This is a genomic window from Methanobrevibacter sp., assembly GCF_045112895.1.
Lineage (GTDB): Archaea > Methanobacteriota > Methanobacteria > Methanobacteriales > Methanobacteriaceae > Methanocatella.
In genome coordinates this window covers 1-12649 of record NZ_JBGUIH010000019.1, presented here as the reverse complement: position 1 = coordinate 12649, position 12649 = coordinate 1, and the positions used below count along the sequence as shown (strand labels likewise).

Below are 12649 nucleotides of genomic sequence, written 5' to 3'. Positions count from 1 at the left end.
TTAGATGTACGGGCGAAATTATGATTTAATAAATAGGAAGTTTAAAGAATTTTTCCTTCCAACACTGCTAATGTCAATGTCCACAAATATAAGTATGGTTGTAGACTCATTGATTGTCAGTTTTTTAATTGGTGCGATAAATATTTCTGCAATTCAAGTTGTGGCTCCGGTTTTGACATTCATTAATCTGTTATATTGGATGGTTGGTTTCGGAGGAAGCTTAATAAGTTCTACTGCAAAAAGTAATCATGATGAAGAAAAGGGAAATCTTTATTTTACAATTGCATTCTTTTCCCTTATCATTTTAGGGATTTTATTTGCTTTGATTTGTTTTTTAAGCAAGGACCTCCTAATAAACTTATTGTGTGGCACTGCAAGCATCATACCTCTTGTTAAAGATTATTTCACAGCGTATATTATAGGAATCCCATTTATATTCATCATCATGGGACTATCATATTTTGTTCGTGTTGACGGCAAACCAAACATGGCATTTAAGGCATTATTATTGGCAAATGTTGTGAATTTGTTTTTTGATTTTGTTTATATTTCTGTTTTTAATTTGGACATTTTTGGTGCAGGGCTGGCAACTTCAACAGGTTTTATTGTAGGTACCCTATACTTGATGAGATATTTCTTTATGGATGATAGAACCATGAAAATTGTTGGTTTAGCCAAATATAAAATTTCCACACTATTCAATCATCTGAAAGACATATTAGTTTTAGGATTTTCATCCTCCTCTTCACAATTATTTTTAACCATAAATTTACTTGTATTCAACAATGTCATCGGTTCATTGATGGGAAGTTCCGGATTTGCAGCATTTGGAATCTGCAGGAACCTGTTATTCATATTATTCATATTCCTGATAGGCACAGCCCAATCAATGTCTCCGATAGTTTCAATTTATTATAATGAAGAGGACTACAATACAGTGATCCATTTGATGAAACAATCATTTAAAATAGTTTTAATTTCAAGTTTTGTCATGTCAGCAATCTTTGTTGCGTATCCTCAACTTGCAGTCCTGATGTATTCGGTAAAACAAGGCGTTGATGTGGATTTAGTATTGACTGCCGTTAGACTGTACGCTTTAAGTTATGTCGGAAATGCAATTACATTTTTAATGATGTTCTATATGCAGTCAATTAAAAGAAAGTCATTTTCATTATTAATATCCGCTCTTGAAGGTTTAATTTTACCTATCGGACTCATTTATCCATTGATAACCCTATTCGGACCAACTGCAATTTGGTTATCTTTTGTTTTAGCAGAAATAATCACAATAATCTGCATATTGATAACAGTTAAATTCATTGAGAAAAAAACCAACGGAGAATATAATGGATTATTGCTAGTAAAAGACAATTCATTAAAAGACCAATACGAATTTAGTTTGGATGCTAATATCAACGATGTAGTAACATTTGTTAAAGATATGTCAAAAACATTTGAGGACATTTTGGATAAGAGGTCAATAAATCTTTTATCCTTGGTTATAGAGGACATGTTAGGATATATTATTCAAAACAATGATGATTTAAAGAGCATTGATTTTATAATTAATATTACAGAGGATAATGTTGTCGTATCTATAAAAGATGAAGGAAAAGAGTTCAATCCAACAGTTATTGATGAGGGCGATGAATTTTCAAATATTGCAATTTTAAATAAAATTGCTGATAAAGTAGATTATGCGCGTGTTTTAGGGCTAAACAGCACTGTTATAACCATAGGCAGATAGTACTAAATGTACCGACTTGTCTGTCAGTTTTTATGCAAAAAAAATATGCAGTAATGATAAAAGAGTATCCTTTGAGTGTTGAGGAAGTGTAGGATAAGCAGTTTAAATTAAGAGAATTTATCAAATCATCATAATACTTTTCTATTATAACCTTCATATATTAGATTATTGCAAAATAATAAATATTTTATTAAAAAACAGCATATCTGGAAGGGAACATCATGAACATTACTAAAAATTATGATGAAAAAGAACTGACAATAAATGTTGAAGGCAGGATTGATACAATTACTTCACAAGAATTGGAAAATGAGATAAATGATGAATTCGGAAATTTCAATTCATTAATTGTGGATTTTACTGATTTAGAATATATTTCAAGTGCAGGACTTAGAGTTTTGATTGCAACTCAAAAGAAACTAAAAGCAGATGACGTTCCATTTGTTATCAGAAATGTAAATGATGCAGTTGGCGAAATATTTAGAATGTCTGGTTTTGATAAAATTCTAAAGATAGAATGAATTCAATCACATTAAAACCTGAAATACGTGAATTATACAACTTGAATGCGTTTATCTTAGATAAGCTTCCTCAGGAAAACCTTCAGGTTAACTTAATCGTTGAAGAAATATTTGTAAATATTGTTGATTATTCGAAAACAGATTTCATTACAGTTAATGTTGAGTATGAAAATGAAACGTTGACTTTGGAATTTATTGACAATGGAATTCAATTTAATCCCCTTTCAAAGGAAGATTTAAAAACTCCTGAAAGTATTGATGAAGCTCAAATCGGAGGGCTTGGGATCCTTTTAACAAAAGAAATTGCTGATGAACTTGAATACCAACATGAGAATGGCGAAAATCACTTAAAGATAATCAAAAAAGTGGAACAATGAATGCTAAACTAAAAAAAATATTGGTCTCCTTCATATTAATGATTGTGGTTAATATTCTATTTTCAACATTTTTCTGGGATTTGGGACTGGAAAGTCCTCATGTTGGACTGTTATTTGTTTTAGGTTTATTATTTGGCCCATATGGTGCTTTAGGTGCAGTGCTTGCGAATATAATGTTGGATCTGTTGTATGAATTTACCCCAATCGAAATAATTCCTTCAGCCATTTTTAGCTTTGGAGTTTCCTGTTTGGCATATAAACTCTGGTATTCTGGTTTTAAAACCAAAAAAATTACAAAACCTAAATTAGACAATATTTACCATCTCAGCCTATTTTTATCAAGCATATTCATATGCGGACTCATTTATTCCGTAATCCATGGAAATCTGATAGGAGTATTTATTAACAAGAAACTAATTACCTACTACTCCATTTCATATCTCTTAAACTTCATTAACATTGCATTTATTTTTGGAATAATAAGCATTTGGCTTTCAGACAGAATTGATTTTATAGAAATCCCTAAAACAGCAAAAAGGACAGTTAACAGAAAATTATATCGGATAATTTTTTATTTATTAATCATCAGTACCATAATAACATCCCTATCCATAATAACAACTGTAGATAAAAATATTATAATCGGAGAAATAATCTTGGTCGGAATCTTATTATTCGGCTATCTGACAAAACCCTTTGAATATGAAATCCAACCAACTGATGAGAACACGATAACTGAAAAGATTATTCGGAATTTTCTCACAATAACATTAGCTATTGCCATTTTCGGAACATTAATTTCTATTTTAAGTTATAATTTTGTAATCCATATCAATAATAATGTTTACATGCACTTGATGCCCTTGCTCATCATAACTGATGTGCTTTTAATCGTATTTTTTATTCCAGGCATTATCAGTTTAAGATATGTTGAAAGAAAAGTAATCAAACCTATTTCGTCATTTTCTGAAATTGAAAGATTCATTAATGAAAACGAAAAAATCGAAGCAGAAGGATTAATAGACATTTATTCAAAATACATTAATGAAAAAACAGAAATCGGAACCCTTGCTCGCTCCTATACTGACCTGATTAAACATAACAACAATTATATTGAAAACATTCGTGAAATTGAAGGCGAAAAGGAGCGTGTTAATGCTGAACTTGATATTGCAACTAGAATTCAAGCGTCCGCCCTTCCAACCGAACCCATAGATAATGATGATTTTATCGTTAACGGTTATTCACACCCTGCAAAAGAAGTTGGAGGAGACTTCTTTGATTATTATATGATAGATGATGATAATCTGGCCATTGTAATCGGTGACGCATCAGGCAAGGGCATTCCAGCTGCAATTATGGCAATGATTACTCAAGTCATAATCAAACAATTGCTTAAACATGAGTCAGATCCGTCTAAAGTTTTATACTCATTGAATAACCAAATAAGTAAAAAAAATCCTGAATCAATGTTTATCACATTATGGCTAGGAATCTATAATAAGACAACAAAAGCGATAACATTTTCAAATGCTGGACATAACCCTCCATTAATGAAAGACAATGGCAAATTCAAATACTTAAACATTGATACTGGAATCGTTATAGGAATTATGGAAGACTTTGACTATGTAAAAGAAGAAATAACATTAATAGATGAATTAGTGTTATACACTGATGGAATAACCGATGCCAATAATGACAATTATGAAATGTACGGTGAAGACAGATTGGTGAAATTCTTTAATGGATTTGAAAGCGATAATGATCCAATTATCCCGCTGTTAAAAGATATTTCAGATTTTACTAAAGGCACAGATCAATATGATGACATGACACTACTCTATCTAAAGGACAAATCATGATTAAAGTAGCTTATTGTAATGTTGAAAAACTAGATTTAAAAAAAACTTACTGTTTAGTTTCTCAAATCCGCAAGGAAAAAATCGACTTTTATAGATTTGAAAAGGATAAAAAATTGAGTGCTGGAGCCTATCTTCTTTTGAAAAAACTGCTTGATGAAAAGAATATCACAAATCCTATTTTTAAAACTGAAAAATATGGCAAGGCATACATCTCAAACCATGACAACATCCATTTTAATCTAAGCCATTCCGGCAAAATAGTTTTATGTGCAATATCTGATATGGAAGTTGGAGTTGACGTTGAATATATTGACTCTGAAATCGATTTAAACATAGCCAAAAATTATTTCTACAACAGAGAATATGAAAGCATCATGAAATCCGATAATCCTTCAGACGAATTTTTCAGATATTGGGTTTTGAAGGAAAGTTACATGAAATACACTGGTCTTGGAATGAATTTGGAATTGGACAGCTTTGAAATACTGCTTGAAGACAAAATCCGGCTTAAGGATGATGATGAAAATTTAATATTTAATTTATTTGATATTGAAAACTACAAGATTGGCATTGCAAGCCACTATGAAATATCCGAGCTGATTGAATACGATGTCAATGAACTATACATCTAATATGCCGTTTGGTTTAATGTTAACACATGCCAAAAATGAAAGTTAGAAAACAATTTTGATTAAAAACATTAATTAAACCTTAATTTCTTATTTTAAGATGAAAGTGAGTGCTTGCATTCAAAAAACTTTATATATTATCTTCTACAGACAATTACTAAGTGTGATATCAAAAAAACATTGAAAACAATATTGGAGAATAAAAAATGAAGATGCATAAAATTTGTCCAAGATGCGGATCCAGGAATATTGATTGGATTATTCCACAAAATTGGTCCCAATGCGTTTGCAAGGATTGTGATTATACCTGCCCAATAATTGAAGGAAACGATGAATTAGCAGAAGAAATTCATGAGGCATATGTAGAATCCTTAAAAAATGAATAAAACAAAAGGAGAGATTAGGATGTTAGGTTTGAATAAGAAAAATGCTGAAAATAAAAATATTAAAAATCCACCTAGTGATGATTCCTATCCGATAGTCGCAACATTATTTAGAAATAAGCGATTGAACAATCGTGAAATTGACATTCCTTGCCTATCACTCACAATTCTCAATCTTATTAATGAAAATCAGATTAAATGTGAAATCAACTATGGCAATTCCTATAATATTAACGGCAAACCAAATGAAGATGACCTGGAAGTCATGAAGAACATTACCCTTAGAATCGCAAATAAGGGCGAGTTGAAAACATCCGAATCAATAGCTATAAATCTGCTAAAAAGAATGAATAACTCAAAAAAATTCAATTTAAAAGACATGTACAAACAAAGCAAAAACACTGCAGTGGCCAATAACTTTTACAAGGATTTTTATTCATTTAAAGAAGCCGTTGAAAATGAAAACAACTATGATTCTAAAGATTATAAAGACATTTTGGCTAATGGCAAATTTAGCGATAAAGGAAAGGACATTAAAAGACAATGGAAAAGTTTCCAGGACTATCTGAAATCAGAAGAATTGACTGGAAAGTATCCTCCTGAATCTGCTGATGAGAATGCCACTCAAATAATTTATGCCGCTTGTTTTAACATTGAAAAAGATGCTTCCGGCCTAAGAGATAATAACTCAACTGTATGCAATTTCATTGACAAAGACGGGTATAAACTCCTAAATTTGATATTTGATAACGCATTATCCAATGTCAGCAAAAAAAGCAAAGGAACTGGAATATTTTATGGTGTGAATGACAAATACACCATTCCCGGCGGAGGATAAATAAACAAAAGCTGAATTTATAGGATATTAAGTTGAGAACTTCATTAATAATCCTATTTATAATTTTTTTAAGTTTCTTAACGGCTTGGTGATTTTCCAGCTATTTGACCCTAAAATTGAATCAATTTCCTCTTTCAGCTTTGCATTTTCATCCCTCAATTCATGAACTTCAAATTCATTCAAATCATATAGTTTCATTTTAAGTATTGCATTTTCTCTTTTTAAACTTCTAAAATTAGAATATGCTTCATCACCATAATCAAATAATTCGTTCATTCGGATAATGTCCTTCAGTTGAACAGTCTTTTGCCTATAATAATCTGATTCAAAATGAGTTGGGGCTATGCCAAAAATATGATTTCTATCCAATAACGTATTATAATTGAATGGCAAGACTTCAACGTCATAATTTTCAAGGATATGACTATCTAAAATATCTTGATACCTATTAGATGATAAAGACTCATTTTTTAACTTTAAATCTTCGATGATTGAATTATTATCGCGATACCTATACACTGATCTGGAACAGTTTAGGATAATTCTTGTATCCTCAGAATTTTCATTCAAATAGCTGAAAAACAAATCACAGTATTTTTTCCATAATATAAAATACTCGTCAGAGTTGTCGGAAATGCTGATGCGCTTACATCCAATGAATTCATCATGCATATCCGTGTGTTTTAAGCTGTATGACTCCGTAATGTATGAATCCTGATTGACTTGAATAACATTGAAGTTAACATCAAAAAACGTGTCTAAAAGGATATAGTCAAAATTTTCATTTTTAATGGAATGAAGATATCTCTTTGATAAGTCTTCAGTAACGCAAACATTATCATATTCATGGCCAGAATTGATTAAATTAGAATCGTATTCAATGGAATTGGACATTAAGCTAATCATGCTTACCCTTTCAATAGAATGATTGATATTAAAATAATCTTTATAATTCTTATTCAGATTACTGTTGAAAATGTTTCTTGAAGAACAAGACCCTAATGTCGAAAATTCCGCTTTCATTAAAACCACATTGAATATTAAAAAATGATTTGATGATTAAATTTATTAAAGAATTATTAAATTAAACTTTTGCATAATGTCAAAAAAAATGCAGATTTTGTTTTTTTAAAAAAAATAGAAAGAAAAGGGATTGAAGCAATCCCAATTAAACTTTAATCTCTACGATAGTAAGGAACTAAACCACATAATGCTAATCCTAAAAGGGCCAACGGATTACCAGTGGATGCGGTTTTAGCTGAACTAACCTTGTCTTTATTATTGGAAGGATTTGAACTTTCTCCAACAGTAATGGTGGTATTATAATAACTGCCCGGATAATTAATATCGCTATTATCTGCACCTACACCCGCAACAATCATCTTTTCACCGCTCTCTGTTGCCAAGAATGTTAAAATAACGTCTTGAGATTCACCAACATCAAGGAATCCAAATTCAACTATAAATCCACCATCATACGGATATACAGCATAACCATTATCATCAACTAATTGGAAACTAGGGTCCGGATCCTCTAAAAGGTCTATGAATGCAAATCCTGCAACAACATTCTCAGCAGGATTATTTCCATCGTTGGTTACTGTAACTTTAACTCTAAATTCATCTCCCGCTTTAATATTTTTATCAAGAACATCGACTTTTATGGATATGTCGGTCAAATCTTCTGCATCAGCAGCGGCACCGGCAGTTTCTGCATCTTCACCAACTTGCAAAGGTTGTTCTTCTTCATCTACTGCGAGAACATCATCAGGATCTTCAGTTACCGCAATATCTTCATCCCCATTGTCAATTGCCAATTCCTCAGAAACATCTGCAGCATCTTCAGCAACTACGGCACCAATTGACACTACAAACACCAATAATAATAGAACACATAATAGTTTATTCTTCATAATCAAAATAAACACCTCAAATTTCTTAAAAATCCACTTCAGAACCATAACAAATCAATACCAAACATACCTGATTTATAAACCAAAATATGCCTAATAGATAACTTATCATATTATCTGAAAATAGAATATTATATTTAAAATTTGAAAAAAGTTCAAATAAATATTCTGACAATAATATTTCTAACTATAAATACTATAAATAATTATGCGAAAAAAAAGAAATGGAATATTTTTTATATATGTGTCAAGATTAAACAATATCCAACGGCAGATTCCCAATAACATCTGCACTTTTAGAAATTGAAACCGTATCTTCCAAGCGAACTCCGAATTCACCTTCCAAGTATATTCCCGGCTCGACAGTAATTACCATGCCCTTTTCGATTATCGTATCGTCACGGAGTGAAAACCCTGGAGTTTCATGGATATCAAGTCCTAAACTATGGCCTGTTGAGTGAATGAACTTATCGCCATACCCATAATCCTCAATTATATCGCGGGCCACCTTATCAATCTCGCAACATTTTAAACCGGGTTTGATGGATTTTATCGCCTTGTCATGCGCTTCGGCAACTATATCCCAAATTTCCTGTTGGCGCTCCGTATAGACCATTGTACGGGTATTGTCGGAACAGTACCCCTCAAAAATTGCACCCCAATCAATTAGAATTGGCTGGTCCAAGGATTTGTCCTGTGGAATTGCATGAGGGAGGCTTGAAGCGGGACCGCTTGTAACGATTGTGTCGAATGATTCCTTTGAAGCGCCATTTTCAATCATCAGACGAACCAAATCAAACGCCACTTCCTTTTCAGTTCCCGAATTATTTAAGATATCCAATTGTAAAAATGACTTTTGAGCGATTTCAGTGGCTTCAGCAATCTTTTCAATTTCAGATGGCATTTTAATCATTCTTTGTTTGTCGATGTAGGTTTTTGAGTCTATTTCAAAATCATCCCTAAATCTTACATAAGTGCTGAAGGGCAGACTCGGCTCTATTGCAAGACTTTTGATTCCTTCTTTTTTTAGCTCGTCAATCATGACCTTGTATGATTCATATTCCTTAACTTCTATTGTTGAATCGCGAGTAGCCAGCTCCATATCCATTCCAGATGCATAGATAATTGGATTCTCTTTTATAATGCAAAAAGCAAAGCTGGTAGGCCTATAACCTGAAATATATTCTACATTTGTAAATTGGGTAAGCAAATAAGCTTGAAAATCATCTTTTTCCAAATCTTTTAAAATATTGTCGATATGTGAGTCCATAGTTAATATTAGAAAAAACTTTATATATAAAATTAGATATTTAAAAATCATGTTTAAATTTACAAGTAGTGAAGTAAAAGATTTAATAATTGCATTTTTCGTTATTTCACTTTGTTTTGCAATATTATATGCTGGAAGAAATCCTTCAGGAATCGTTGCCATGTTACCAATCGTTATGGTTGGTGTGGGGCTCGGTTTTATCTTACACGAACTTGGACACAAATTCGTGTCAATGAAATATGGCTACTGGGCGGAATTTAAGTTGTGGCCTCAAGGACTGTTATTTGCACTCATTTCATCATTTTTCGGATTCGTATTTGCAGCACCTGGTGCAGTCTATACCTATGCAAATTACATGACTGAAGAAATCAATGGGAAAATATCCATTGCAGGACCTATCGTCAATATAGTTCTTGCATTAGTTTTCCTAGCGGTAGCGACAATGATTTATCCCTCTGCATTATACTCCGGAACTTCCGCATTGATATTCATCGTATGCTCCCTAGGTTTTTCAATCAACAGCTTTTTGGCTGTGTTTAACTTAATCCCTATTGGAAACTTAGATGGATCAAAAGTGTTAACTTGGAATATCGGAATTTGGATTGTTACAATAGCTATTGCAGGCATTATGACTGCATTATCTATGACAATGGGCGTTGAAAATATCGTTAGATTAATTTTAGGAATATAACATGAGTGAAGAGATTACATATTTTAAAGGAACACATAGGGTAATAGCTCCTAGAAAAACTATTGAAATTAATGAAGATAAGCTAAAAATAGCTGGAATAACCCGTATTGCAGACATAACTGACTTAGATAGGATTGGACTTCCAATTTATACTGCAATTAGGCCAACTGCAGAAGATGGTGCAATCAGTATTTATGGAGGCAAAGGAATTACCAAAGACCATGCAAAAGCATCTGCGATGATGGAGGGTTTTGAGAGGTATTCCGCTGAAAAACAAGATGATGATGAAGTGATAGTTGCTAATTTAGATGAGATATCTAAAAAAGGAGAGTATATAGACCCCGTTTCCTTAAATTTGCCGAAAGATTTCAGAAAAGAGAATCTTGAAACGATGCAACTTGAGTGGAGCATTGCAAAAGACATCGTTTCCGGTGAAGACTTCTATGTTCCTACCAATGCAATTTTCCATCCCTACATTCATGACAATCAAGTTCAAAGTTTATTTAAATCCAATACCAATGGCCTTGCTTCTGGAAATATATTGGAAGAAGCTATATTGCATGGAATGCTTGAAGTTATTGAAAGGGACGCCTGGAGCATTTTTGAGCTTACACATAAGAATTATGCCCAAATCGATTTGGATAGCATTGAAAGCGAACTTGTTAATGGAATCATTGAAAAATTCGAAAGCGAAGGCATCAAAATCAAATTGATGGATTTTACAGCCGACGTTAAGATTCCAACAATAGCTGCTTCCGCTGATGATACCGTTACAAGGGATGCAGGCCTTTTGACACTCGGCATGGGCTCACATTTAGACCCTGAAGTTGCAATCCTAAGGGCCCTTACTGAAGTAGCTCAAAGTAGGGCAACACAGATTAATGGTGCTCGTGAAGATACTGTGAGAGCGGATTTCGCAAGAGAAGCAGGCTATGAGCGAATGAAAAGAATCAACAAATATTATTTCAGAGAAGAGGATGAAAAAATCAAATTAAGCGATATTGAAAACAAAAGCACATCTTCAATAACAAGAGACATTGAAATTGTCAAAGATGAATTAGTGGCCAATGACATTGAAAAAATATTGTATGTCGATTTAACAAGACCTGAACTTGATGTAAGTGTTGTTCGCGTGATTATCCCTGAAATGGAACTTTTTGCACTTGATCCATCAAGGGCAGGTTATAGATTTTTGAAAGTCTGATTTTTATGGTTAAAGTTATAGTCTATGCAGGTTTATCAATTCCTTTTGATGAGGCAAAAGAGATTTTAGACAGCTCTGAAAATGCTGAGATAATCTATAAAAGACCAATTCAAAGAGGAAATTTGATTCAAGCCATTAAAGAACATCCAGATATAATTGGAATCATTGATGGGGTGTTTCATCAAAACTCTGCTGTTGGACATAAGGAAATACTTAATGTAATGAAAAGAGGAATTCGGGTTTTTGGAGCTTCAAGTATGGGTGCTCTTCGGGCGTCCGAACTTGACACTTTGGGAATGACCGGAATAGGATATGTCTACGAGCAGTATGCCAGCGGTGAAGTTGACTCTGATGATGATGTGGCAGTAATGCTTGATTCCGAAACCTTGGAAGCCCTTTCAGAACCGTTAATCAATATGAAATATGTTTTTACGAATGCAGTATCTGAAAAAATCATTTCAGAAGAAGAAAAAGATGAGTTATTAACTATTGCTAAAAGAACATTCTATCCAAAAAGGAACTATGCCGAAACATTAGCCGCATCCAGTTTAGATGATGAAACCAAAGGGAAGCTAATTGATTTTATTCGAACATCACCTGATATTAAAAAAGAAGATGCAAAAGAATTACTCATGCATATTAAAAATATTCTAGAACAATAATTGTTGAGGTTATTCTGTTTTCTGATAAAATCTACTTAACCAGACTGGAATTTAAAATAATTTAAGCTATAATTAAAAAAAAGGATTAAGATATTGAAACTCACTTTTTCATTTCCCTATATTTCTCTAAAATGATATCAGGAGTTTCAATACTGTGAGTATATGTGGTTAAAAATTCTTTGCTCTCAAAGTCGGGCTCGACTTTACGAATACCGCTTAAAGAAAAGGATCCGTTCTCGATTTTAAAACCAACACCATCGGCTGAGAGGGAAATTAAATTAACTTCAATTTCTGAAGCTTTTTCTAAAATTTCATTTGACTTGACCTCATAATGAATATTTAAAGTTTTATGAGGCATTATCTCATTAATAGTCCTTTTTATGACTGAATCAAAAAGTTCTAAGAATTTAATGGCTGGAGGCATATTATTGGCCCACCAATAAGTAAGAACTGAGTTCAAAACAATTTCGTGTTCTGCAAAATCATCATATAATCTTGCACGAACACTTAAAGCACTATTATCAACTAGTCTAATTACCAAAACTGGAC

At 32.5% G+C, this 12649-nt stretch carries 14 protein-coding genes; 10 read left to right on the top strand and 4 right to left on the bottom strand.

The annotated features are described in order from the left end of the window. The first annotated feature begins 4 nt into the window (after positions 1 to 4). From ACJMLD_RS04005 to ACJMLD_RS03975, 7 genes are all read left to right on the top strand, one after another. Positions 5 to 1747, top strand: coding sequence for an MATE family efflux transporter (locus ACJMLD_RS04005; RefSeq protein ID WP_405268202.1), 1743 nt, complete (start codon positions 5 to 7; stop codon positions 1745 to 1747). A 221-nt stretch (positions 1748 to 1968) separates the two neighbouring features. Continuing rightward, positions 1969 to 2268, top strand: coding sequence for an STAS domain-containing protein (locus tag ACJMLD_RS04000; protein ID WP_405268200.1), 300 nt, complete (start codon positions 1969 to 1971; stop codon positions 2266 to 2268). Then, complete coding sequence (locus ACJMLD_RS03995) at positions 2265 to 2645, top strand: ATP-binding protein (protein ID WP_405268198.1); 381 nt, start codon at positions 2265 to 2267, stop codon at positions 2643 to 2645. Before ACJMLD_RS04000 ends, ACJMLD_RS03995 begins: the two co-directional genes overlap by 4 nt. Further along, on the top strand, positions 2642 to 4510 hold the full coding sequence (locus ACJMLD_RS03990) for a PP2C family protein-serine/threonine phosphatase (protein WP_405268196.1): 1869 nt from the start codon (positions 2642 to 2644) through the stop codon (positions 4508 to 4510). The genes ACJMLD_RS03995 and ACJMLD_RS03990 overlap by 4 nt, the downstream gene beginning before the upstream one ends. Next, entirely contained in the window at positions 4507 to 5142 is a 636-nt protein-coding gene (locus tag ACJMLD_RS03985; RefSeq protein WP_405268194.1) for a 4'-phosphopantetheinyl transferase family protein, read from the top strand. Before ACJMLD_RS03990 ends, ACJMLD_RS03985 begins: the two co-directional genes overlap by 4 nt. Before the next feature lie 203 nt (positions 5143 to 5345). After that, the gene (locus tag ACJMLD_RS03980; protein WP_405268192.1) at positions 5346 to 5525 is read left to right on the top strand and encodes a hypothetical protein; all 180 of its coding nucleotides are present in this window, start codon (positions 5346 to 5348) and stop codon (positions 5523 to 5525) included. Further along, positions 5518 to 6360: a DUF2207 family protein gene (locus tag ACJMLD_RS03975; protein ID WP_405268190.1), complete on the top strand. Its 843-nt coding sequence runs from the start codon at positions 5518 to 5520 to the stop codon at positions 6358 to 6360. Before ACJMLD_RS03980 ends, ACJMLD_RS03975 begins: the two co-directional genes overlap by 8 nt. Positions 6361 to 6417: 57 nt before the next feature. On the opposite strand, the gene ACJMLD_RS03970 is transcribed toward ACJMLD_RS03975, so the two are convergent. The 3 genes from ACJMLD_RS03970 to ACJMLD_RS03960 all read right to left on the bottom strand — a co-directional run bounded on the left by ACJMLD_RS03970 (position 6418) and on the right by ACJMLD_RS03960 (position 9543). Further along, positions 6418 to 7383: a DUF6270 domain-containing protein gene (locus ACJMLD_RS03970; RefSeq protein ID WP_405268188.1), complete on the bottom strand. Its 966-nt coding sequence runs from the start codon at positions 7381 to 7383 to the stop codon at positions 6418 to 6420. Between the two features lie 152 nt (positions 7384 to 7535). Continuing rightward, on the bottom strand, positions 7536 to 8273 hold the full coding sequence (locus ACJMLD_RS03965; protein ID WP_405268186.1) for a hypothetical protein: 738 nt from the start codon (positions 8271 to 8273) through the stop codon (positions 7536 to 7538). Positions 8274 to 8526: 253 nt separating this feature from the next. Beyond that, positions 8527 to 9543, bottom strand: a complete 1017-nt coding sequence (locus tag ACJMLD_RS03960; protein ID WP_405268184.1) for an aminopeptidase P family protein — start codon at positions 9541 to 9543, stop codon at positions 8527 to 8529. 49 nt (positions 9544 to 9592) lie between these two features. On the opposite strand from ACJMLD_RS03960, the gene ACJMLD_RS03955 reads away from it, so the two are divergent. From ACJMLD_RS03955 to ACJMLD_RS03945, 3 genes are read left to right on the top strand one after another with little or no spacing between them, the layout of a single operon-like run. Further along, the gene (locus ACJMLD_RS03955) at positions 9593 to 10234 is read left to right on the top strand and encodes a site-2 protease family protein (RefSeq protein ID WP_405268182.1); all 642 of its coding nucleotides are present in this window, start codon (positions 9593 to 9595) and stop codon (positions 10232 to 10234) included. A gap of 1 nt (position 10235) precedes the next feature. Beyond that, complete coding sequence (locus ACJMLD_RS03950; protein WP_405268180.1) at positions 10236 to 11438, top strand: YcaO-related McrA-glycine thioamidation protein; 1203 nt, start codon at positions 10236 to 10238, stop codon at positions 11436 to 11438. A 5-nt stretch (positions 11439 to 11443) separates the two neighbouring features. Continuing rightward, positions 11444 to 12100, top strand: a complete 657-nt coding sequence (locus tag ACJMLD_RS03945) for a TfuA-related McrA-glycine thioamidation protein (RefSeq protein ID WP_405268179.1) — start codon at positions 11444 to 11446, stop codon at positions 12098 to 12100. A 100-nt stretch (positions 12101 to 12200) separates the two neighbouring features. Here ACJMLD_RS03945 and ACJMLD_RS03940 read toward each other — a convergent pair. Then, on the bottom strand, positions 12201 to 12649 hold a 449-nt coding region (locus ACJMLD_RS03940; RefSeq protein ID WP_405268177.1), incomplete at its 5' end, for a hypothetical protein.

Bases quoted from the DNA above. Each gene is read 5' to 3' on its own strand.
- ACJMLD_RS04005 (WP_405268202.1), top strand. From the start codon at position 5: ATGTACGGGCGAAATTATGATTTAATAAATAGGAAGTTTAAAGAATTT.
- ACJMLD_RS04000 (WP_405268200.1), top strand. From the start codon at position 1,969: ATGAACATTACTAAAAATTATGATGAAAAAGAACTGACAATAAATGTT.
- ACJMLD_RS03995 (WP_405268198.1), top strand. From the start codon at position 2,265: ATGAATTCAATCACATTAAAACCTGAAATACGTGAATTATACAACTTG.
- ACJMLD_RS03990 (WP_405268196.1), top strand. From the start codon at position 2,642: ATGAATGCTAAACTAAAAAAAATATTGGTCTCCTTCATATTAATGATT.
- ACJMLD_RS03985 (WP_405268194.1), top strand. From the start codon at position 4,507: ATGATTAAAGTAGCTTATTGTAATGTTGAAAAACTAGATTTAAAAAAA.
- ACJMLD_RS03980 (WP_405268192.1), top strand. From the start codon at position 5,346: ATGAAGATGCATAAAATTTGTCCAAGATGCGGATCCAGGAATATTGAT.
- ACJMLD_RS03975 (WP_405268190.1), top strand. From the start codon at position 5,518: ATGAATAAAACAAAAGGAGAGATTAGGATGTTAGGTTTGAATAAGAAA.
- ACJMLD_RS03970 (WP_405268188.1), bottom strand. From the start codon at position 7,383: ATGAAAGCGGAATTTTCGACATTAGGGTCTTGTTCTTCAAGAAACATT.
- ACJMLD_RS03965 (WP_405268186.1), bottom strand. From the start codon at position 8,273: ATGAAGAATAAACTATTATGTGTTCTATTATTATTGGTGTTTGTAGTG.
- ACJMLD_RS03960 (WP_405268184.1), bottom strand. From the start codon at position 9,543: ATGGACTCACATATCGACAATATTTTAAAAGATTTGGAAAAAGATGAT.
- ACJMLD_RS03955 (WP_405268182.1), top strand. From the start codon at position 9,593: ATGTTTAAATTTACAAGTAGTGAAGTAAAAGATTTAATAATTGCATTT.
- ACJMLD_RS03950 (WP_405268180.1), top strand. From the start codon at position 10,236: ATGAGTGAAGAGATTACATATTTTAAAGGAACACATAGGGTAATAGCT.
- ACJMLD_RS03945 (WP_405268179.1), top strand. From the start codon at position 11,444: ATGGTTAAAGTTATAGTCTATGCAGGTTTATCAATTCCTTTTGATGAG.